General features: G+C 58.3%; 16 protein-coding genes and 2 tRNA genes. 4 read left to right on the forward strand and 14 right to left on the reverse strand.

Translation table 11 applies throughout. From position 1 onward, the window contains the following. Positions 1 to 14: 14 nt before the first annotated feature. The 5 genes from Q0J85_RS11230 to Q0J85_RS11250 are packed head-to-tail and all read right to left on the reverse strand — an operon-like array spanning position 15 to position 9507. A complete protein-coding gene (locus Q0J85_RS11230) occupies positions 15 to 347 on the reverse strand; it encodes a hypothetical protein (protein WP_294481514.1) in 333 nt (110 codons plus the stop codon). Between the two features lie 18 nt (positions 348 to 365). Then, positions 366 to 3848 carry a hypothetical protein gene (locus Q0J85_RS11235; RefSeq protein ID WP_294481517.1) on the reverse strand — a complete coding sequence of 1161 codons (3483 nt, stop codon included), beginning with the start codon at positions 3846 to 3848 and terminating at the stop codon, positions 366 to 368. Continuing rightward, entirely contained in the window at positions 3845 to 6346 is a 2502-nt protein-coding gene (locus Q0J85_RS11240) for a hypothetical protein (RefSeq protein WP_294481521.1), read from the reverse strand. The genes Q0J85_RS11235 and Q0J85_RS11240 overlap by 4 nt, the downstream gene beginning before the upstream one ends. A gap of 23 nt (positions 6347 to 6369) precedes the next feature. Then, positions 6370 to 8502: a hypothetical protein gene (locus Q0J85_RS11245; RefSeq protein WP_294481525.1), complete on the reverse strand. Its 2133-nt coding sequence runs from the start codon at positions 8500 to 8502 to the stop codon at positions 6370 to 6372. Between the two features lie 15 nt (positions 8503 to 8517). After that, on the reverse strand, positions 8518 to 9507 hold the full coding sequence (locus tag Q0J85_RS11250; RefSeq protein ID WP_294481528.1) for a hypothetical protein: 990 nt from the start codon (positions 9505 to 9507) through the stop codon (positions 8518 to 8520). A gap of 734 nt (positions 9508 to 10241) precedes the next feature. Between Q0J85_RS11250 and Q0J85_RS11255 the strand changes: the two genes are divergently transcribed. Further along, complete coding sequence (locus Q0J85_RS11255) at positions 10242 to 11240, forward strand: YafY family protein (protein WP_294481531.1); 999 nt, start codon at positions 10242 to 10244, stop codon at positions 11238 to 11240. An 87-nt stretch (positions 11241 to 11327) separates the two neighbouring features. Here the strand turns inward: Q0J85_RS11255 and Q0J85_RS11260 are convergent, their stop codons facing one another. Both Q0J85_RS11260 and Q0J85_RS11265 read right to left on the reverse strand, forming a co-directional pair. After that, positions 11328 to 12563, reverse strand: a complete 1236-nt coding sequence (locus Q0J85_RS11260; RefSeq protein ID WP_294481534.1) for a trehalase family glycosidase — start codon at positions 12561 to 12563, stop codon at positions 11328 to 11330. An 83-nt stretch (positions 12564 to 12646) separates the two neighbouring features. Further along, complete coding sequence (locus Q0J85_RS11265; protein WP_294481536.1) at positions 12647 to 13384, reverse strand: helix-turn-helix domain-containing protein; 738 nt, start codon at positions 13382 to 13384, stop codon at positions 12647 to 12649. Positions 13385 to 13647: 263 nt separating this feature from the next. On the opposite strand from Q0J85_RS11265, the gene Q0J85_RS11270 reads away from it, so the two are divergent. Both Q0J85_RS11270 and Q0J85_RS11275 read left to right on the forward strand, forming a co-directional pair. Further along, the gene (locus Q0J85_RS11270) at positions 13648 to 14376 is read left to right on the forward strand and encodes a type II secretion system protein (protein WP_294481542.1); all 729 of its coding nucleotides are present in this window, start codon (positions 13648 to 13650) and stop codon (positions 14374 to 14376) included. Positions 14377 to 14409: 33 nt separating this feature from the next. Beyond that, positions 14410 to 16113, forward strand: coding sequence for an FAD-dependent oxidoreductase (locus Q0J85_RS11275; RefSeq protein ID WP_294481544.1), 1704 nt, complete (start codon positions 14410 to 14412; stop codon positions 16111 to 16113). Between the two features lie 451 nt (positions 16114 to 16564). Here the strand turns inward: Q0J85_RS11275 and Q0J85_RS11280 are convergent, their stop codons facing one another. Then, the gene (locus Q0J85_RS11280) at positions 16565 to 17488 is read right to left on the reverse strand and encodes a nucleoside hydrolase (protein WP_294481547.1); all 924 of its coding nucleotides are present in this window, start codon (positions 17486 to 17488) and stop codon (positions 16565 to 16567) included. Positions 17489 to 17620: 132 nt separating this feature from the next. Here Q0J85_RS11280 and Q0J85_RS11285 point away from each other — a divergent pair, with 132 nt between their 5' ends. After that, positions 17621 to 18388 carry an AraC family transcriptional regulator gene (locus tag Q0J85_RS11285; protein ID WP_294481549.1) on the forward strand — a complete coding sequence of 256 codons (768 nt, stop codon included), beginning with the start codon at positions 17621 to 17623 and terminating at the stop codon, positions 18386 to 18388. Here Q0J85_RS11285 and Q0J85_RS11290 read toward each other — a convergent pair. The 6 genes from Q0J85_RS11290 to Q0J85_RS11315 form a co-directional block, all read right to left on the reverse strand. Next, positions 18375 to 19427, reverse strand: coding sequence for an aminotransferase class V-fold PLP-dependent enzyme (locus Q0J85_RS11290; protein ID WP_294481551.1), 1053 nt, complete (start codon positions 19425 to 19427; stop codon positions 18375 to 18377). The two genes, Q0J85_RS11285 and Q0J85_RS11290, sit on opposite strands and share 14 nt — an antisense overlap. Continuing rightward, positions 19424 to 19972: a GNAT family N-acetyltransferase gene (locus Q0J85_RS11295; RefSeq protein WP_294481553.1), complete on the reverse strand. Its 549-nt coding sequence runs from the start codon at positions 19970 to 19972 to the stop codon at positions 19424 to 19426. The genes Q0J85_RS11290 and Q0J85_RS11295 overlap by 4 nt, the downstream gene beginning before the upstream one ends. Before the next feature lie 285 nt (positions 19973 to 20257). Then, positions 20258 to 20590 (reverse strand): cation:dicarboxylase symporter family transporter, encoded by a 333-nt coding sequence (locus Q0J85_RS11300; RefSeq protein ID WP_294481558.1) that lies wholly within the window; start codon positions 20588 to 20590, stop codon positions 20258 to 20260. Beyond that, positions 20497 to 21261 (reverse strand): cation:dicarboxylase symporter family transporter, encoded by a 765-nt coding sequence (locus Q0J85_RS11305; RefSeq protein ID WP_294481561.1) that lies wholly within the window; start codon positions 21259 to 21261, stop codon positions 20497 to 20499. Before Q0J85_RS11305 ends, Q0J85_RS11300 begins: the two co-directional genes overlap by 94 nt. A gap of 347 nt (positions 21262 to 21608) precedes the next feature. Next, positions 21609 to 21685 (reverse strand) — tRNA-Val (locus Q0J85_RS11310). A gap of 29 nt (positions 21686 to 21714) precedes the next feature. Beyond that, a tRNA-Val gene (locus Q0J85_RS11315) sits at positions 21715 to 21791 on the reverse strand. Positions 21792 to 21924 lie beyond the last annotated feature (133 nt).

Here is a 21924-nt window from a genome sequence, read left to right on the forward strand (position 1 = left end):
TTGCAAAAGTGTGCTTATATCACCAGCTTGGCGAACTCCCTGAACCGGATTTCGCCCACAAATTCTGGTGAAGAGGCGAAAAAGAAAAAGGAGTGATCCCGGTCCGACCGTTTCGACCTGCCGCCCCGCGGTCCGGAAGCCGGGGAGACCATCGTCCCGGACGACGAGGGAGCCAGTCTCCCCGCGTAGTTGCGGAACGCCGAGATCTCCCCGGCGGGATACCACTGTCCGAGATCGGTGGAGAACCTCACACTGTCATCGAATCTGCCCTGTTCGAGCAGGTTGATGATCTGCAGTTCGGAGAACGGTCCGAGAATCTGATTGTTCCATTTCACATAATATTTCATTGTTCCTGACTCCAGTTGTTATTTTCTTGCGTTTACCGGGAAAAATTCCGGCCAGGGAATCGCCTCCGCCCCGAAACCGGAAAGCGCGTTCCGGTAGTCGAGCCCCTGCCGGATCGTATCATTCCGATCCTCCGGCATAAATGCGATCATGACGTGAGATTCCGTAAAGTTCATCTCGTTCCATGAGATGCCGTACCCGTCGGAAACGCCCGCGAGAATGCAGTTCCCCGCCGGATCAAATCCCCAGACCTCGCCCGCGGCCGGGGTCACGCCGTCGGCCGCCTGGAACGAAACCTTTCCTCCCCCGCAAACCGCGATGCCGATGGGCGTGAAACGCCGCGCGGCAAGCGCAGCATAGAACTCACGGGTCCGGCGCGAGATCTGCACGAACCGCTCGACCGCGCTGAAATCGAGCCGCCCGAGCTGCGCGCCGTATTTCTGGTTGAAATCGTTCCCGGAGCGCAGAGAGCGGTCGTCGCGCGCCTGACGCAGCAGCGACTCGACCTGCCGGTTCAACTCCGCGATCTCATGGAGAGCCCTCTCCGTCGCCGGCGTCCGGAACGGCGTTACAACCTGCCCGGAAATCTCATCTGAATATCCCTGCATCTGCAGAAACGGCGACAGCAGCATCCGGTAAAGCTCCAGCAGCGGGACGACCGGATACCGGGGCTCCCCTTTCAACGTCGTGAACAACTGACAATATTCCGGGGAGAGAATGGAGGAGATCCGGAGTTCCCGCATCCGCTTCTCGAGATTCTGCACGAGCCGCTGCCCGGGCGAAACCGCCAGCGGAATCTCCTCGACATTCACCCCCGCCGGATAGAGAAACGTCACATTCCGATAGCTCGAAGAGACCTCCGCCCCGTCCACATCCCGAGAGAGAGTCACCTCGCTGCCGCTGATCGTGACACGCACATCTCCGCTCCGGAACGAGACTTTGCCCGGCTGCACCGACAACGACGCCCGGACATCGGCGGTCGGCGTCTCCAGATCATGCACATTCCCTTTCGTATCCCGGAACACCAGGAACGAGGTCTCCCGCTCGCGATACCGGGCGGCGAAACCGTCGAACTCCCGCTTCACCGACTCGAGCAGTGCGGCATCCCGCTGCGACAGAAGCTGCTGCACGGTGATATCGCGGAAAAACGGATCGGAAAGATACTCCTCCCTCACCGGGGCGTTCCAGTCCCGGTAGTCGGCAACCCAACGGAAGTGTTCCAGCTGCCGGCGCAGGGCAGCAAGCACGGTTTGCTGATCTTTCGTCAAAGCCCGGTTCTGCCCGGCATCGGCGACGGCCTGCAGCACGCGATCGGCCACGGTGAAGTTACCCAGCTTCGTCAGATTCTCCCGCAGCGTGCGATAGATGGCGGCAAACGCCATTTTGTTCTCGAGAGAATTCGACCAGTCCGCTATCCGGTTTGCGGCGGCGACCTTTTTCACGATCTCCTCCCCGACCGGAGTGATGGCGGCCGTCTGTTCATACAGCTTGCGGTACTGCATGAGAATCCCCTCGGCCTCACCGAGGTTTTCGCTCTGAAGTGCCGCCGTGAACTTCCCGGCGAGTTCTTCAAGTTTCCGGAGAGCCGCTTCGACCCGGCTGTTGTTTTCCGCGAGGACATGCTTCTGGAACAGCGGTTCCGCCTCCGGAAGTCCCGCCGCCAGAATCTGCGGGAGCGTCCCCTCCTGCAGCAGAGCATTTTCGTTTTCCCGGTACAGGGTCAGGAGTTTCCGAAGATTCTCGGAATTTCCATCCTTCAAATCGGCCTCGATCTTCTCATAAAGCCTCTTGTGCTTTTCCAGCAGCCAGCGGAACGGCACGATGAGATCGGCATCCCCGGGATCCAGCGTCCCGGGAGAGAAATAGGGGATGGCCCGGAGCACCGCGATCTCCTTGCGGAACTCGTCGAACTTCTTCGCGGCTGCCGTATAATCCTCCCGGGAGAGATCGATCCGGTATACCTGATGGATAATCCGGATCCGGCTCAGGCATTTCTCGATGCTTTCCCGGTGTTTCTCCTGAAGTTTCCGGACGAACCTCTCCTCGTAAAGCGCCTCAAGAGAGGCAAACTGCTCCTGCAGCGACGGAGTCGACGCCCGGGTCCGGCACTCCTCCAGAAGTGTCTGAACGTGTTCCATATTCGACTCCTCCGGCTCCTTTTCCAGAACAGCGCGCAGATTCGAGGCGGACTCCTCGAACTCCCGATAGACACGTATCTTCTCCCCGACCTGCCGCTCCAGATCGCGCAGCTTCGCCGAAAACGTCAGGTAAGGCAGATATGAGTTCCGCACCGTGGCGGCGATCTTCTCCGCATTTGCGAGCTCGTCGCGGCTCACCGCCCGGGCCAGCTCCTGCTCCAGACTCTGCCGCCGGTAGACAAACCAGGTCGCGACGCCGCCGCCGAGCAGAACAGCCAGTGTCAGCAGGACATACACCGTCCGCCGGAAACTGCGCCGGACCTCCCGCTGTTTCTCCACCCGGGAGAACTCCGCACGCTGCCGGTTGACGAAAACTGCGATCTCCGGCGGAATCGGTTTGTTGAGAGCGGCCAGCTTCCGGTAGAGGAGCTCGATCTCCTCCGGTTCGGCCTCTTTCCCGCTCCGCATGAGGCAATGGAATTCTCGCAGCAGATTCTGAAACTCGTCCTCCTCGTCCGCGGCTTTCTGTTCGGCGTGAAAATAACGTTCCACCGCGGCGAAACGGCAGTTTTCTTCCTCCGACGGGAGATAGCGGTCGAGTTTGCAGAGCATCGTCCAGCGACTGTTCGCGAGCTGATATGCCGCGAGATCCCGGTTCCGGTAAGCCTGCTCGACTTTTTCGAGAATCTCGCCGGCGCGGCACCGCATCTGCCGCTGGTGCTCCTCCTCCAGGGTGCGGCGGATCTTGTCGAGCACGACGCTCGGAATCACCTGCCGCCAGTCGGGAGAGGAGAGGACCTCCTCCAGATTTTCCAGAGTCGGGTAATCGCGGTCGATAATCGCCTGCTGCGCGTTCTGAATGAATGCGGGGATGCAGGCGGATTCGGCCTGCTTCAACTGACGGAGCCACTCCGGATTCTCCGGATCCGTCCGCAGGATTTTCCGCAGGATGATGACCTTGTCCTCGCTGCCGTGCGACCGGGAAAGTTTCCGCAGTTCGGCAAACAATCCATCCTGAACGGCGGGATCATCCGACGCTCTCTTCAACGCCTGAAATACGGAAACGTTCACCAGCGGCGGTTCCGGCAGCCCGTACAGACGGCAGAGATTGAAAAACTCCAGAGTCCCCGGCGTCTGCAGAAGCGGCACAAGCTCGAACAGCGAGGGACAGCGCTCCGCAACCGTGACCGCCTCGCCCGCCCGGCCGTTTCGCAGCAGTTCCTCGCACTGGTCGAGACGCCGGTTGACATAGGAGACTCCCGCGGCATACTCCTGCAGAAGCTGCTGCAGCAGCGGAGAATTCGTGAGGTCCGCGCTCTTGACAAACGCCTCGATGCGGGCGGATAAAGTCCGGATCTGATTCATTTCTCCCCTCCCCTGACAGCAGGTATCACCTCTTTGACCACGACGGTCTGCCTCCAGCTCCGCGCCGGAAGCGAGAGTTCGATTCGCAGATCCGGAAACTGTTTGAGCACGTTCACGCCGATCTTCCGGCGGACAGCGTCAAGCGCGTCCCGGAGCGTCGAATGCGCATACTCCTCCGGCACATCGTGAACGCCCCATTTCCCGATCGGAACCGCGGCGGCGACCGCATCGACCAGAGCGGTGACGTCCCGCTCCTCCGGAGACGTTTCGACGAACCGCCGGTAAGCCGGCAGCGCCTTGACTTCCGGCGGGAAAACGGCAATGCCGTTCCGGATCTGCTGCTGCAGGATTCCGGCAAGCCGGGAGAGCTGTTCGAGGCTGCGGATCTCCGCGACACTCTCTTCCGACGGAACGATCGGAGCCTCCCATCCCGATTCTCCCGGAGACATGGTGATCTTTTCCCCCGTCGGAACCAGAAGAGCCACCTCGAACGGCTCCGTCATTTTCCCGCCCCGTTCCACGCCCGCCGGACGCGGCAGAATCAGGACGATCCCGCGGCCGCTGCTGATCCGGAACGAAAGCTGTTCCGGAACCTCCAGTTTCGTCTGCTCCGAGAAATAAAAGTTGAGCCAGCGGGAGGTCTCGTCGTTTTCGCGGGAGAACTGAATTGCGACTTCCTCCAGTTCGATCTTCCGTTTCCCCTCGTCGCGGCGCGTCACCGTGAGGACGTGCCGATCCCATTTCAGTTCGATCCGGGCCTTGCCGTCCCCCGCCGGAATCTCGTAGCAGCCATCAGGTCCGGGCTCGATGGAATCTTTCCCCCAGTAGAATTTGCAAATCCGGTACTCATCCGGCAGATCCGTGATGCGGATCGAATACCGCCCGCTGCCGTTCAGCGCTTTGAACAGAGCGCCCTGCTCCAGCCAGACTTCGGAGGATGCTCGCGTCCGGCCGAAGCCGGGCAGCGATTCGGAGTCCGGAAACTCGACATCGGGGAACGCTCCGGCCAGACTGCGCAGAATCGCCAGCCACTGTGCGGTCTCCTCCCGCGCGTCCTCCTGCGGGGCGGCGATGCGTCCGGAGTCGATCCGCGCGGAATATTCCAGATCGATCGGTGCGGCAGATTCCGTCATCTCTTTCCGGAGACGGGCCGACAATCCGGCAACCGCATCGAGATCCGCGCAGAGAGTCTGCTCCTCCTCCGCGGCCCGGCTCAGCCGTTCCAGTCTGGCCGAATATGCCGAGAGCGCTTCATATTGCGCGACCGCCTGCCGGAAAAAATCCACCGCCTGACCGGAAAAAGCCGTTCGCTTTTCCACCTTTTCCGGGAGTTTGTCGACGAATTCCTTGATCTTCGCCAGGAGTTCCCGATCCGATGGCGGCGGAGGAATCGACACATCGACCGCTTCCGCCACCGCGATTCTCGATTGCAGACTCCGCTGCAGAATCGAAAACAGTTTTTCCGTCCGCTCCGTATGCGCCTCGATTTTCCGGGCGTCGGAGATCTTGACGACCGGGAACACCACCGCGAAAATCCCGAGCAGAACAAATGCGATGCAGGCAGCGGCTTTCCATCCGCCTGACGCCGGAGCCGGAGGAAGCAACGCGGTATTCTGTACCGCCGCCACCGGCGGAATCGACGGAAAGACCGGGATTCCCGCAAAGGGAGCGGCGACCTCCGGCGGTTTCCCGGTCCTGGCAGCTTCGACGAGAGTTCCGCCCTGCGCCCTCCCGGGACACGCGGTCAAGTCGATCACCAGATTGGCCGCCGGATTCCGTCCCGCCTGCTGCAGAACCGCGGACCCGGGAGGACAGAACCGCCAGTGACAGATGGTGTTCGCCGGCAACTCCGTGAAATAGGTGCTGAACGTGACGTTCCATCTCATGTATGCCGGGAGCAGCATCAGCGCTTCATTCAAGAGCCGCAGGTTGCAGTCCGACCGCTCCGGATCGAACACGATCCAGACTTTTTTCCGCGAATCGGCCAGAAAGCTTTCCGCCACCACGCCGGCCCAGCCGGCGTCCCCGGTCATCTGCTCCCAGGTGGTGCATCCTCCCGTTTGCGGCGAAATGTTCCGCAGCACGGGAGGGTGTTCGAGATAGCCGGTCCGGATCTGCCACGACTCATCCCGGAACAGATTCTCCTGAAAAAAGAGTGCCGCAGGTCCGCCCGGCAGCCCCGGCAACTCATCCGGAGTCAGGGCGATGTGCGAGGCGAGCTGATTCGAGCGCTGCGTATAATCCAGCCCGTTGAAACAGATGCGGCTGAGCACGTGCCAGGACTGCCCGCCCGATTCGATGATCCGATGCGCATAATTCACGGGATTTCTCCGCGCCCGGGAGTCATAGTGTGCGTAGAGCGGGGTGTATGCGCTCAGGCTTTCCAGCTGCCGGCGCAGAGCCGCGTCCATATTCCGGCTGCATTCGACGACGGAGAAACCGGTATTCCCGGGGAACAATCCCTCGGGAGCGGAAGTGTAAACCAATTCAAAAATCATCAGCGACCCTCTTATCCGTTTGGTTATTTTGACCAGAAATCCAGATCCAGCGAGCTCTCATCCACCGATGCGGCGGATGGCGGCGGCGGCGGCGACGACGGCGGAGCGGATGCCTCTGACGCAGGGTATTCCGGCAGGCGGTAAAAACTCTTCGTCTCGGCACAGTAGATGGTTTTCCCGCAATAAAACGCCGGCAGGGAAAACCGCTCGCCGCACTCCGGCAACGTAAACTGAATGTGCCCCCGGTTGAACTGAAAATGTTCGACCGGCGGAACCGTATCGTCGGAATAGTAGACCGCCTGCAGCAGACGATTGAAATGCAGCTGCAGCAGAAACGGGACCTCGGCCCAGATCGGAGTGAGGTGGTCGGGCCGGATTCCGATCATCGATTTCTCCTCATCGAACTCCGGCATCCGTCCAAGAGCGCTGACCGGGATGAAAAAGACTTTCTGCGAAAACCCCTCCGCCAGCCCGACGATCTCCGGAGCGATGTCGAGCAGATACCGGCGCAGGCAGAACGAGGCGGCACAGATGGCATCCATGTTCAGATACGGCGTCATGTCCTCATCGTAAACGACCAGCTCGAGGGCATCCAGATCGAGCGGAAAGGAGTCTTTCCACGCATCGAATTTGGGAATGACCATGATGAGCGGTTTGTCATACTTCTCGTTCGCTTTCAGATTTCCGAACTTATGAATGCGGGCGATCATCTCCGTAAATATGGTCATCTGGTTCGTGATGTTGACGACGTTTCTGGAGATCTGCGGATCGTCCCCGGAACACGCCTGCCGCAGCCGGATATCTTTCAACGGGTCATAGAGAAAAATGATTCCGTCCGAATGGATCAGATGCACGGTCGCGAGATTCTCCGACGAATCCCGTCCCGTCTCGAAGTGTTCCCCCGCGTTGTCGTACAACACGATACACCGCTCGAGCTGTTCCCGGCGCCGGTTGTAGTACGGGTGCGTGGACTGGGGCGAAAGCGTAAACACAAAGGGCTTCGGGAGATCGATATGGTTGTTCTCCACCACGATCTGATTGGAGAAGTCCCGCCCGCGCAATTCGGTTTTCGGCAGAGAGACATAATCTTTCCGATCGGGATTCAGAAACAGAATCCGCTCATAGTTGTTCAATACGATGTTGAAAGACGGGTCCGCATCGAACAAACTGAAACTGAAATATTTAGGCAGACACTTCCGAAGCTGCCAGATCATGGCCGTCAGAAAATACGACTTGCCGCTCGCCGGCGCTCCGACGATCGAGAAGAACGAGGACGGCAGGTCGATCACCGAATTGGGAATCTTCAAGTGGCAATGCGGACAGGCCATATCCGAACACTCGAGACCGCGTGCGTCAAACGCCGTCCCCTTCGCGGTGAAATACTTCGGAAGAAACCGGGCCTGCGCATCCGGCCCCAGCAGCGGGTCGCCCGTCAACTCCGGATGAGCGGAAATGAACAGGATGGACTCCAGGGAACACAATCCCCAGCAGTGCGGGCAGACGATCGTGCCGTTCTCCAGATTGGAACGATCGATCCAGTCTCTCATCGTCACGGTCAGCCCGCCGGCTCCGTATTCCGCGCGGTTATCGGCAGGAGGCGGCGTCGGTTTCGGCTCTCCCCGGGGGGAACTCCGATCCTCTCCGACCGGAGAAGACGCGGGAGGCGGCTGCACCGGCGGCGGAACCTGACCCGCACCGGACTCCTGCACGGACGGGCGGAACGGCTGCACCAGCGGCGCCTCCGACTGCGCGGAGGGACGGAACGGCTGCACCAGCGGCGCAGCCTGCGCCGACCCGGGGTGAGTTGTTCCGGCGGGGAAAGCTCCCCCCGGTGCGCCGGCCGCATTCGACGGAGGCGGAGCCGCACTTCCCGGATACGGACCTCCGGCAGGAGCGAACGACGCGGCGGCTGTCCCCGGCACGAATCCCGGCTGCGGGGGCGGAAAAGCCTGACCGGGAAACGGCGCGAAAGAGGGAGCCGCCGGATTCGGGTTCTGAAAGACCACATCCTGAACCCGGTATGACCGGCCGTCCCGGGCGGACCGCACCATGGTCTGCAGTGAGATCTGATTGTTCTGAAGCATCTGCTGAAGCTGCACGATCAGACAGGGGCCGTAGAGCTGATTCCCGTATTCGATGTACCATATATCGTCCATTGTCGCACCTCCGGTTCAGTTCATCGATTCGGAATTGCGTTTCCGCTCTCCGGCGGCGAGGAAGCGCTTCACGACGGAAAAGAGGAGATGGACCAGCAGATATCCGACGTAGAACAGGAACGGAAGCAGGAGCGTATCATCGAGCTCGTCCGAGGAGACCTCCAGCGCCTGCGCCAGGCGCATTTTCGACGCTCCGAGAAAGCAGACCAGGTTGACGGAACGGTAAAACGCCTCAAACGCCCACCAGAACGGAATCGCGAACAACACTGCGTTCAGCAGAAAATCGAGAATGCCGGTCACGGTCTCCTGCGGAGAAGCCTCTCCGATTCTGACCGAAACCAGCGACGGAGCCATCCCCGTCAGGAAAAAGGGAAACCAGATGAACATCCACCCCAGGTGCTCATACAGGGGGATCATACCCCTGTCCTGCGTACAGGTTTCGACAATGCCTTCGAAAATCAGCGAAATGGTCATGTAGAGAGAAAACGCAGCGATCACATTGGCGACTCCGGCCGGAATGCGGGAGCTCTCCGTCCGCTCGGAGAGATCGTCGCACAGCCGGAAAACGCACGCGCCGAGAAGGCCGAAGATGATGGCGCGAATGCCGCCCCCGGCATCCTCAAGGAACTCCTGAAACGATGTATCATGGATGCAGAATCCGATGAACAAAAGCACTCCCAGCACCCCATATCCCCAGACACCGAACTGCACAAAGCCTTTTCTCGACCGGCCCAGAAAACCCCAGAGTCTCCATTTCCGCAACGCCCCGAAGAGCCCGTTGCAGAGTCGGACGAAAATCCCGTCCCGTTCCCGTTTCCGGACAATGGTTGCCTCCGCCGCACCGGCCGCTGCACCTCCCGGAGGGGAAACGACACTCCCGGCAGAGGAGAAATCCGGAATTGCGATCGTATTTCCGCAGAAAGGGCAGTTGGTCTGCTGTCCGCTCCAGGCCGATTCCGCCTGAAGAACGTTCGAGCACCTGGGACAATGAAACGAGAAAGCCATATCATAAACCTCCATTTCTGTTGAGTGACATGCGGACAGCTCCATGTTTTCCGCATGCCGGGGTCTCGCCCGGACTCCGGCATCGGCGATGGATTTTGCAGAGACACCGGGACGGGGACGGCGACGGCGTCACAGCATACACGGCGGAAGTCACTTCTCTCCGCGCCCTCCCGAAACATCTCTCCCAGGACTCTTACTGATCGACCCGACTGCCGGTCTTGCACGGTCAAGCGGAAAAAGTGCAAAAAAAAGCACGTTCCACTCTCCGCTGCACGAAAGGCACTTGCAAGCCCGCCACTCAACGAAGAAGCAGAACGTGCCAAGAGAACTGTCCCCGGAATCCGGGCACAATCATCCCAGGCACGCTCAGTTTCCGGAATCTTGAATGGCTGACAAAGATTGCAAGTTTTATCGCACAAGTCCGATGACTGATCGATACGGTTTTCATCAACACAGCCGAATCCATTCGGCATTTTTTCAATATACTTCCGCCCCGTTCTTTTGTCAAAGCCGGATCGGGACATTTTCGCAGGAAAACCTCTCCGGATCGCCCTGAAAACCGGCGGAGGCGCGAAAACACAGTGCCGACGTCGGAAACGGATCACGGCGGGGGGAAATCCGGAACAAAGCAGGAAGATATGTCCCAATCAAAAAAAATCTCCGGATATTTATTTGCAAAAAAAAGACATTCGCGCTATCTTTTTTACACAGGCAAACCAACCGGGAGAATCGAGATGCCCGCAAATAAGAATCAGATCCGGAGGATTCAGACGATCCTCAAAATGATGCGCCAGAACCGCTATCCGAATTTCACCTCGTTTTTCAAGGAGATGAAATGCCAGGACGTGGGCGGAGCATTCCGTCTCTCCCGGAAGACGTTTTCCCGGGATATCGCCGATCTCCGGGACGAGTACGGAGCGCCCGTCCATTATGACACGGTCCGCAAGGGTTTTTTTCTGTCCAATCCGGAGTGGTACAACGAAGATCTCATGATCGAGCCGTTCGAGATGAAGTCGGCTCTGCTCGGGGAACGGATCGCCGCGGGAATCCTGCCGGATCCGCTGCGGGGGGAAATCAGCAAGGCCGTGAGCGCCCTGCTCATGAAGAACGAAAGCGGCATGGACGCCGGAGTCGAACTCGAGAACTTCCAGGTTCTCTGCCCGGACAACCTGCCCCGGGTTCAACCGGAGATTTTCCTGACGGCCTATAACGCCTGGGAACAGCACAAATATCTGAAACTGATCTACCGTTCGGTGAAGAACCATGTGGCGGAGAAGCTGTTCGAGCCGCATATTTTCGCCTGGAACGGCGGCTGCTGGTACCTCAAGGGGAAACTGCAGCGGGACGATGCCGTCAGCTACGATCCCCCGAAGATTCAGGTTCTGGCCCTGCACCGCATTGAAAAAGCCGAGATGCTCGACTGGCAGTTCTGGCCGGAACCCTCGATTCTGAAAGGAGTGAAAGAGTCTGGACTCTTTGATTTTCAAAAACTTCCGGAAGTTGATCTGGAGATTTTCGGAGAGTATGCCCACTCCTATGCACCGGGTTTTTCAGACCAGATCACGGAGAAGACCGGGAACTCGATCCGGATTCTGCTCAAAGATATCCCGGAATACAAGGCGATCGACCTGATACTCTCCACCCGGGGGAACGTCAAAGTCCACGCTCCGGATTCCCTGCGCGCGGAGGTCCGCAAAATCGCCGAAAAATTCCTGGAAAACATGTCGTCGTAATTCGTTCCGTCTCCGGGAATTCCAACGGCGGGACGAACGCGGAACTCCCGCAGATCAGACGAAAGAATCTGTTCCGTTCCGGTCCGGTCAGACGTTATGGCGCTTCAGATAGCCGGCGGCGAAAACAAACGTGCCGGCAGTCCACCCGGAGAACAACGCAGGCTCGCCGCCGTCCGCCTTTCCGGGCTCTCCCGTCACAACATTGTACCGCTCATACAGCGCGCCGTCCCGGTCGAAATTCTCAGTGACAGTGTCGACGAATTTCCGGGCAATGCGGGAAGCGGCTTCCGTAAAACCGTACCGGTCGAGCGCTTCAATCGCTATGAGATGCAGCGGAGCGAACCCGTTCGGGTAATCCCACCGGTAATCACGCCCGGAGTGATTCGGTTCACATGCGGCAAGCCCGTGGTCGCATTCGAGTTGACTCTCGACCGCGTGCAGCGTGGACTCCGCCTGCTCCGGCGAAGCGATTCCGCACCAGAGCGGAAACAACGACGCGCACGAAAAGATCTTTGAATGCCGTTTTTCCGCAAAGTTGAAGTCGAGAAACAACTCGCGCCGATCGTTCCAGCAGTAGCAGCGGATCAGCTCCGTCCGGATCTCCGCCGCGTGGAACCACTCGTCGGACCGCTCGAGATCCCCGAGATCGCGGTAAAGCTCCCCGAGTACGTTGCGACTGTGCACCAGCAGCGAATTCAAATCGACCGCGGCGAACTCCGGGCAGCGCCGCTCGAACCGCGGATTGAATGCCCACCCGGATTCCACTTCCGCCATCGCCTCGCGGGCGGCAGCGCGGATTTGTTCCGGCGCGGCCTGGGCCGGATACCCGAGACACTCCACGCAGCGGGGATAAAACGCCTCGAGCTCCTCCTCGGTCGCATGGGTTCCGTAACGGTGCATGCCGCATTCGCCGCGGCGGCGGAACTTCCAGAACTGCGTCTCGACTTCGAGTGCCCGCGCCGCGCGCCGCAGCCAGTCGCGGTCCTCCGGGCAGACCCGGGCGGTCAACTCGATCATCGCCCCCAGAAACGGCGGTTGCGAAAGGTCGAGGCAGGTCGTACAGTTGGCGGCCGGGACAAAGCCGTATTCGTTCACGAGATAAAGAAGATTTTCGCAGTTATCGCGCACAAGTTCAGCATGTCCCTGAAGCGCGAGTCCCCGGGAGATGAAATAGGTCTCCAGATAATGGAACTTCCCGTTTCCCCCGTCGGAACTGGAGACCGTATACGGATGCGGCAACCCGATCAGCGTTCCCTCGGAAACAGGCTGAAACCGGGTCATCTTTCCCCAGCTTCGAGCGATGAAATCCAACACTTTCTGCATGATTCCGAACCCTCTTGAAATTAGTGGTTGCAACTAATATAACCGGTTCGGCATGGTTTGCAAACGATTTTTCCGCAAGATTTTCAGGACGCGCGCACCAGTGCGGAGTGGAGCCGGGAAGCCAGCAGCGAACACTCGAACAACAGCCGGTCGAAATTGCGCTCCTCCGCCCGGTCGCCGTAGAACGAAACACCGTAGAAATCCCCGTTGTATTCGACCGGGAACGTGATGTTCCAGCGCTCTTTCCCCTCACGCCGGAAGAGATAACCGTTCTTTTGAACATGCTCCACCAGAGTCCGGATCTCATCCAGATCGCTCTTGTCCTGCCCCTCGGCGCGGTTGCGGTGGATCGATTCCCGGAAAATCGACAGAATTTCCCCGCCATCCAGACGCTGTGCCAGAATTGCGATCGCAATGTTCGACCGGTAGAGCGGCACCCGGCACGGCATCCCGTAGTCGCGCTCGGTGGCATAGGCATCGCTGCGGTAAAGATAGACGAGCTGCCTGTTCTCGATCCCCGCGAACGCCCCCTGCACGCCGAGCCGCTCCACATGCGCTTTCACCATCGGATTGACCACCCGCGGCAGGTGCGAACTGTACGCGGCATTCTGCCCGAGCCGAATCATCCCCAGCGCCGGCTCGAAACTGCGGTAATCCGCCTTGAACACGTATCCCGCTTCGACCAGATCCGCCGTGATCCGGGACAGGGTGCTCGTATTGATCGCGAGCTTCTGTCCCAGTTCCTTGAGCGTCACTGGCCCGTCCGACGCGGAAATCGCCTCGAGCACTTGAAACGTCTTTTCCAGCAGTTTGTTTTTCATCGTCGTCTTTCCAGATTCCTCCCCTGAACGCACGTCCATGAAACATAAATGAAAAAATCTCTTTTTCAAGCTGTTTTTCAATCCCGATTCAGCAATTTAATTTTTTATTTGCAAAATTTCACAATAAGGAATTTTAAAATCTTTATATTGCATTTTCAAAAATCATTCTTGTTTTTCTAAAAAACGCTGGTATAATTGTATCAAACCAAATGGAACGGTATCCGAACAGGAATGCATCAAACCAAAAGAAAGAGGCAGGTACAATGAGTCGGAAATACAATTTCACCTTGATCGAGCTCCTGGTTGTAATTGCGATCATCGCGATTCTGGCCGGGATGCTGCTTCCCGCGCTGAATCAGGCGCGTGCCCGCGCCCGCGACATCAAATGCACGAGCAATCTGAAACAGCTCGGCACCTATATGAGCATGTACATCGATCAAAATCGCGGCCGCATGCCCTCGTCCTATGAGAATTACGGAAAAGAATCAGGAACCTGGCAGGATGTTCTTTTCGTCATGAACAACGGCACCGTCACGCCGGAAAACCACTGCTATCTCAACGAAGAAAAAAAGATGCCGCAGGGTGTCTTTGCCTGCCCCGCCAGCAACACGAACACCTCCGAAACCGCCGCGGTGAAGCGCCACTATGGAATCAACTGGCGCGGAACCGAAGATTGCAAAGACAACAAACAGGCGCATGTCGTAAGTACAATCCGGAATCCATCCGGTCGAGCGATGCTGTTTGACATATATCAAACAGAGAAACAGCACGGCAGTGAAAAAAATCCCGCCCCCGCAGCCCAGAACAGAGGAGAGATGAACGCAGAAAACGACCCGGACGGCTGGCGGCACAGAGGGGGGAAAGGCGCCAACTTCACCTTCGTAGACGGACATGTAGAGGCGAAACTCTACGACGAAATTCCGTACAACCGTTTGAATTCCGAACCGAAATCTTTGAACAACGGCGCCTTCTGGTGCAACAACAATGGTTAATGATCGGGTTTTCAGAAAAAGGAGAGAGGGAAAATGACGATCACCAGACGTACTCTTTCGGCGGATTTTGTCGTGGTCGGCGGCGGGCTGGCCGGACTCTGCGCGGCGGTTGCGGCCGCACGCAACGGCGCGAAAACCGTCATCATCCAGGATCGACCGATGTTCGGCGGCAACGCTTCCAGCGAGATCCGCATGTGGGTCTGCGGCGCGCACGGCGAAAACCGCAAAGAAACCGGGTTGCTCGAAGAGCTCCAGCTCGACAACTACTATTACAATCCCACGATGAAATATACGATCTGGGACGACGTGATGTACGGCTTCGCGAAACAGGAGAAGAATCTCACCATTTTGCTGAACACCTCGGTCGAAAAAGCCGAGACCGAAAACGGCCGCATCGTCTCCGTCACCGGCTGGAACCTCATCGAATACTGCCGCTACAAGGTCGAGGGGAAACTCTTCGCCGACTGCTCCGGCGACGGGATTCTGCGCATCACCGGCGCGAAGTACCGGGTCGGCCGCGAGGCGCGCGATGAATTCGATGAACCCCACGCTCCGGAGAAAGCCGACGCAAAAACCATGGGCAACTCGATCCTCTTCCAGCTGCGGCGCACGAACCGGCACATTCCGTTCCGCGCGCCGGAGTGGGCCTACCACTATACCGATGAGACGCTCCCGAAACGCAATTTCATGCCCGAGGGCAACAACTTCTGGTGGATGGAGTTCGGTGGGGTGAAAGACACCATCGGCGACGCCGAGGAGATCCGCGATGAACTCTACCGCATCGCCTACGGCTGCTGGGAGTACATCAAGAATCACCCGGACGGGCGCGGCCACGGCTGGGAACTCGACTGGATCGGAAGTCTCCCCGGCAAGCGTGAGAGCGTCCGCTTTGTCGGCGACCACGTTCTCTGCCAGAAAGAGGTCGAGGCCGAGGGCAAGTTCGAGGATGCCGTCGCCTACGGCGGCTGGACGATGGACGATCACCATCCGGAGGCGATCTACTATCCCGGCGCCCCGACGATCTTTCATCCTGCGCCGTCGCCGTTCGGAATTCCGTACCGTTCTCTCTACTCGGTCAACATCGACAACCTCTTCTTCGCAGGACGTCAGATCTCGACCACGCACATGGCGTTGAGTTCGACCCGGGTCATGGCGACCACCGCAATGCTCGGACAGGCGGTCGGTACCGCCGCCGCGCTCGCGACCCGCTACAACGAAACGCCGCGCGGCATCTACGAGCGCCATCTCGATGAACTGCAGCAGACGCTGCTCGATCAGGACCAGTTCATTCCGAACATTCCGCGCCGCGTATCCCCGCTCTCCCTGAAAGGGACGATCAGCCATGAACTGCTGCGCAGCGGTCGTGATCGCGACTGGGACGACGGCAAACAGGGCGTTGAATTCGCCGCCGGAACCGGAGCGTCCTACACGTTTGCAGAACCCGAAACCATCTCGGGGGTCCGTCTCGTATTCGACAGTGATCTTTCGGACCTGAAGCGTCAGCTCAACGTCGAGGATGCAGATATGCTCCGCACGATGCCGGCGCAGCTTCCGCGCGTCTTCCGGATCGAAGGAGTCGTGGACGGCGAAACCCGGCAGCTCGCCCGCGTGACGGAAAACCATCACCGGTTCGTCAAGCTCGCATTTGAACCGGTCGCATGCTCGGAAGTCAAACTCGTCCTCGAAGAGGGGTGGAGCGACAGACCGATGCGCGTCTTCGATTTTGAAGTTTACTGAACCCGGTGACGGGAAAATCCGAAGCCTGCCGCGGCGTTTGCGCGACAGGCTTTTTATTTGTCACAACAAAAAAATGGGGCCGCGCTACCCTATCACGGTTTGCGCGGTCCCGGTGTTGGTTTTTCTCTGTGCCTCGATGAGGCTTGCGTTTATTTGATAGACGCCTCCACTGATTTCGCCCTGCAAATCTGAAACAGCTCAATCCGCATCAGCCCTGCGGCTGTCGAATTCCAACATTCGGCTTCGGGCGGCCCGGTCGACACAAACCGCCGTCCGCCGGGTTCCGGAACCGGAAAACCTCCTCTGATTCTCCTCTCCGCCTTTCCAGTATATACGGATTGCCGCATTTATCAACCGAACCGGAAAGCCTTGTTGAAAAAAAATTAAAAAAAATTAAATTTTACGAATGTTCCGGCTGTTTTCAACGGAGGAAACATTCTTTTTTATGCTTCTATTGCTTTTTACCGGCATGATGTCTGATGCGGGTGTAAAGATCGTGAAAGAGGGATTCCCGATCGATTTTTCTCGCGATCAACATTCTGCGCCCGTCATCTGCGGGCGGGAGCCATGAGCTGTCATCGCCGAGTTTCTCCCGCGGGACGATCTCCCACTTCGTCGAACCCGGGCTCGTCAGAAACGAAACCGCCGAGATGTCCCAGATCACCTTGTCCACACACTTGTACTCCTCGACGTAATCCCGGAAAATCGTGAAGAGATAGCGTCCCGGCTCACCGCAGTCGGCCAGCTCTTTTTCCAGCTCCTCCACCGAATTCGTGAGCGCACTCGCGACGTGGCAGCAGGGAATTCGCACATAAGCCGCACCGGAATCGATCACGGTCTGCGCCGCGGGAACATCCTCATAGAGGTTGAATTCGTGGTTGACCTCCTGTTCGTAATCATGGCCGCCGAGCCAGACGACGACGATGTCCCGCGCGATTTCCGGCGCGACGAGCAATGCCGATGCGACGTTCGTAATCGCACCGATCGCAACGACGAAGAGTTTCTCTCCGCGTTCATGCGCCCGCTCCGCCTCGGCAACGATGAAGTCAACCGCCTCGGAACGGACCGGCGTATTCCGATCCGGCAGAAATGAGGTCGCCCCGCGAAAAGCCGGAACTTTCCCCGCGAATCCCATGAGATCGATGATCTTCACGATCTCCTGAAAACTCTTCTCCATTCCGTCGGCGGGCGATGTCGAACGGCCGTTCAGAAACGGCGCCGCCGTCACTCCGTGCAAATTCACCCGCTCCGGCGACAGCAATGCGTAGACCAGTGCGAACTGGTCATCGATCTCATTGTAGGTGTCGGTGTCCAGAATCATCGGCACCGGGAACGCCGATGCGGGGATCGCAAAACTCTTCTCATCGAAATTCATGGTGGAATCCTTCTGTTGTCTTTTCCTGCCGTACCATTAGCATACACCGTACTCTTTTATGTTCCCAGGCTTGCAAATGGCAATCTTCAATGGTATTATAGCACAAAACAACTTTTTCAAGGAGAAAACCGGATGTGTCCCGAAATTCTTTACAGCGGAAACTATGCGGGCAGCCGCAACACCGCCCTGCATCGCCACGACGGAGCGGAACTCGTACTCGTCACCGCCGGCAGATGCAGCAACGTCGTTCCGGGCGGTTCGCTCGCGGCGGATACCGGGAGCATTTTCGTCATTCCGCCGGAGTTGCCGCATCGCCAGATCGATTTCGGCGAGGTCAAGACCTCGTTTGTCGTTTTTGAACCACCGGACGCAGGGACGTTCGATCTCGCGTTCCGCGTAATCGATTCTTCGCATGATCCGTTCATTGCGGTGTGGATCGGGCAGATCGGCTCCCTCTATCGTCAAAAATCGATCGAAGAGTGCAATCTACTGCTCGCGCTGCTGCTGTTCCGGCTCGGCCGGATGGAGCTGGCCCTGGCCGGAGCCCCTCCCCCGCCGGAGCCGATCGGCACGGTTCTCGGCTATCTGGCGGGGCATTTTGCGGAACCGCTTTCCATCCCGGAACTGGCAGAAAGAAACGCCTTGAGCGCAAGTTACTTCAGTGCGCTCTTCCGGAAACATGTCGGACAAAGCCCGGGCGAATATGTGCGCAAACTGCGCCTAGCCTATGCGCGACGGCTGCTGCTCAGCAGCCGTCTCACCATAGCGGAAGTGGGCATTCAATGCGGATTCCCGAATACGAACTATTTCGTCCGGCTCTTCCGGCAACGCCACGGCTGCACGCCGGGCGACTACCGCGCCGGAGCGGGAACATGGACGGAAAATCTCACAGATCGCTGACCGCAGCGAGCATCCGGTCGATGTCCTCCGGATGGAGATCCCCCATCGCGGCGATTTCAAAGAGACGCCGTTCCTCGAGGTAGCGGGGACGGTAATAGACGTCAACCCCGGCCGCGTCCCACGCCTTGAGCATCTTGTTCCAAAGCGGTTCCGGCGGACGGCGGAACGCCGTGACCATCCGGCTGTTGCTTCCCGGCAGCGGCTCGATGCCGATGCGCCGCAACCCCTGAACCGTCTGCTCCTTGAGCGCGGCGATGCGGGCGCAGTAATCCACGCAGTCGCCGATCGCGCGCAGACTTGACTCGAGCGCCATCAACTGCATGGAACTCAACGTATTCCGAACCATCCCGGAAGAGGCCTCCGCAGCGATGATCTTCGCGAGATCGAGTGCTTCTGGCCGATTTTCGAGCGCGGCGGGCTTCACGCTTTCATCGAGAAGGACAATGGAGATCCCGGGCAGACCCGCGAGCGCCTTGCCGCTCGAAGCGGTCACAACATGCACATGCTCGTTGCTGAAAAGCTCCGGTGCCAGACCGACAGCGCTCACACCGTCGAGCGCGATCCGGATTCCGCGCGGGGCGGCGATTTCATCGAGCAGCGCGATGTTGTTCGCTCTGCCACAGCTCGTTTCGGTCGCGACGCCGAAAATCCAGTCGACTTCGGGATGAGCGGCCAGGCACGACTCGATCTTTTCGCGATCGATCGGCTCGCCCCACTCGAATTTCAGTGCAATCGTTTCCGGATTGCAATTCCGGCACTGTTTCAGCAGCCGGTCGCCGAACTCGCCGTTCGAGATGACCAGCACCCGGCGGGCACCGGGAACGATGTTCCACACCATGAGCTCGTTCGCCCAGGTACCGGTTCCCGCGGCGATGACCGGATGAAAACGCCCCCCGCTGATCTTTCGCAAATTGTCCGCCGCCGATCGAAACAACGCACTGAAGCGCTCGCTGCGGTGGGAAAACAACGGCTCCCGAATCGCTTCCTGCGTGATCGGGAACAGATGCGGTACTGTCGGAACCAGTTCAAGACGTCTCATTTGGTGCACCTCGCAACGGCCAGTGCGCAACGACGCAGAATCGGCGGCAAGTCCGCCACCATCGGGTAGAACAACGCCTCCCCATCCTGCACCGGGTCGCCCACCGCCCGGAAACCGATATGTTCGTAAAACTCTTTCTGCTCCGAAATTCCGGAGATAATCAGCAGTCGATAGCCCATCTCATCGAGCTTCTTGAAAATCGTCGCGCCGAGACGCGGCGCCAGCGGAGTCTTGCGGTACTCGGGACGAATCGCGAAAAGACGCAACTCGGCGGTGTGCCCCGGAACCATCTCTTTCCGGATCACTTCGCCGAACCGCTCGACCGCGGAGAACGGCTCCTTCCAGTGCGCACAGATCATGCCGACCGCTTCTCCATGGTCCCAGCCCGCATAGTAGAGATTCTTGGCGTGAAATTTGTCGATGAGAAGTCCGTCCTGATGGATCTCGTGCTGATGCAGCTCCTCGGAAAAAACTGCGTGATTCAACTGCCAGAGCTGCCGCATTTCCTCCTCGTTGCGAGGAGGACGAATCTCAACTTCCGCCATTTTCGTTCCTTTAAACTTGAATTCCGTCCGAACATGCTCCGGATTCCCCGGAGAAAAGACGGACTCCTGTCTGTAACATTCCCATTCCATCCGGCGCAGACACCGGAAAAAACGCCGGGGGGCAGAAAATCCACAACAACCCGACGTTCCACTTTTTCCGGAGTATAGTGTACATCCGAATCCATCAGATTTCAACTGTTCTCCAACGAAAAAATAAGAAAACTCTCACGATCCGGGGAAAATCCGCAGATGCCCCGCCCCGCCTGAGACCGGTTTTCAACGGCATTACCGCGGCTCGATCATGCCGTTGCGGCGGGCGATCACATAGTTGCCGATGTTGTCCCCGGCGACGTTGCAGGCGGTCTCGAACATATCCAGCAGCGGATTGATCCCGATCGCGAGCGCCACCACCATCGCAGTCTGTTCCGGCTCGAGTCCCATGTTTTCCAACACCATGAAGAGCAGAAAGATGCTCCCGCCCGGAATTCCCCCCGTCCCAATCGAGGCGAACACCACCGAGAGAATCAGCACCATGATCTCACCGAGCCCGAGCGGGATATGGAAGAGATTCGCCGCGAGAATCGCAAATACCGGCAGATGGATACATACCCCGTCCATATTGACCGTCGCCCCGAGCGGCAACGCGAAATGATCCAGTCGATCATGCGGAAACACGCCTTGAGCGCTCCCCGGGAAAGTTCGAGCAGCGACTCGAGCGACCCGCGCAGTTTCCCGTCCGAAGACTCTTCGATCACCGTCCGGATCGCAAGACCGAACAGAATCGAAAAGACGATGATCGAAAGGAATTTCCCTTCGGCAAGCGCCTGAAACGGATTCATGAAGAGATCCGCAATAAGCTGAGAGAGCGCCCCGCCGCTGCCGCCGCCGTTCATGCGCAGATGATCGACCTGCCCGAGCATCTGAGAACTCGGTGCGGCCGCCGCATCCATGCGCGGATTCAGAAAGAGCGCGAGCCCCGTCCCGAACACGCTCGCGAACAGCGAAGTCGCGAGATACCAGACGATCACCCAGACTCCGAGCCGTCCGAACTTCCGCAGCGGCAGACTCGCCGCCCCCGTCACCAGCGACAGGAAGATGATCGGGATCACCACCATCTTGAGCATCGCAATGAGAATCGTCCCGAACGGCGCAAGTACCGCAGTGAACCGGGAGAAAACCTCCTCCCCCGCATAACGGCAGGCGATTCCGGCCGCCGTCCCGAGCAGAAACGCCGCAACGATCCGCCAGACCAGCGGAATGGAAAAATAGAGACGAAAACATCTTTTCATAAAGCCGTACTCCCGGAATGTTCCAGTTCTGCAGCAGTTCCTGACTGAACCGAACGTATTTTGACATAAATTGAACGATAAAGTAGAAAAAGGCCGACCTCCTCCTTATCGCTTCCTGAACAAAACGAGCGATCAGGGAGTTGCGCTGCCGGCTTTCCTTTATTATTTACTGTAACACAGGAAATTCGCAGATGTCAACAACAACCGGTCGAATATCGGTTCTTCTGTGTTTTGTGTCACCATTGACTTCAAAACGGCACGGCAAATTGAAAGCACCCGCCGCCCACAGAAATTCCGAGCGGGAAAAGACAGCAATCTGCAACGGAAATCGTCGAAGAAAGAAAAAATGGTGGGCGTAACAGAACTCGAATCTGTGACCTCCACGATGTCAACGTGGCGCTCTAACCAACTGAGCTATACGCCCGAACTGTGCGTGTGTTGCAATCGCAAAAATGGTGGGCGTAACAGAACTCGAATCTGTGACCTCCACGATGTCAACGTGGCGCTCTAACCAACTGAGCTATACGCCCGATTTCCGGGATCAACATTTTTTAATATAGGCCCGGATTTTGGCTTTTGCAAGCTCAGCGGCAGAAAAATTTCATTTTTTTCCGCTCAAACGCGGGAGGGCCTCGCCAGAATGCTTTTCCGGCGGATTTTACC

Source organism: uncultured Victivallis sp. (genome assembly GCA_944389935.1).
Classification (GTDB): Bacteria; Verrucomicrobiota; Lentisphaeria; order Victivallales; family Victivallaceae; genus Victivallis.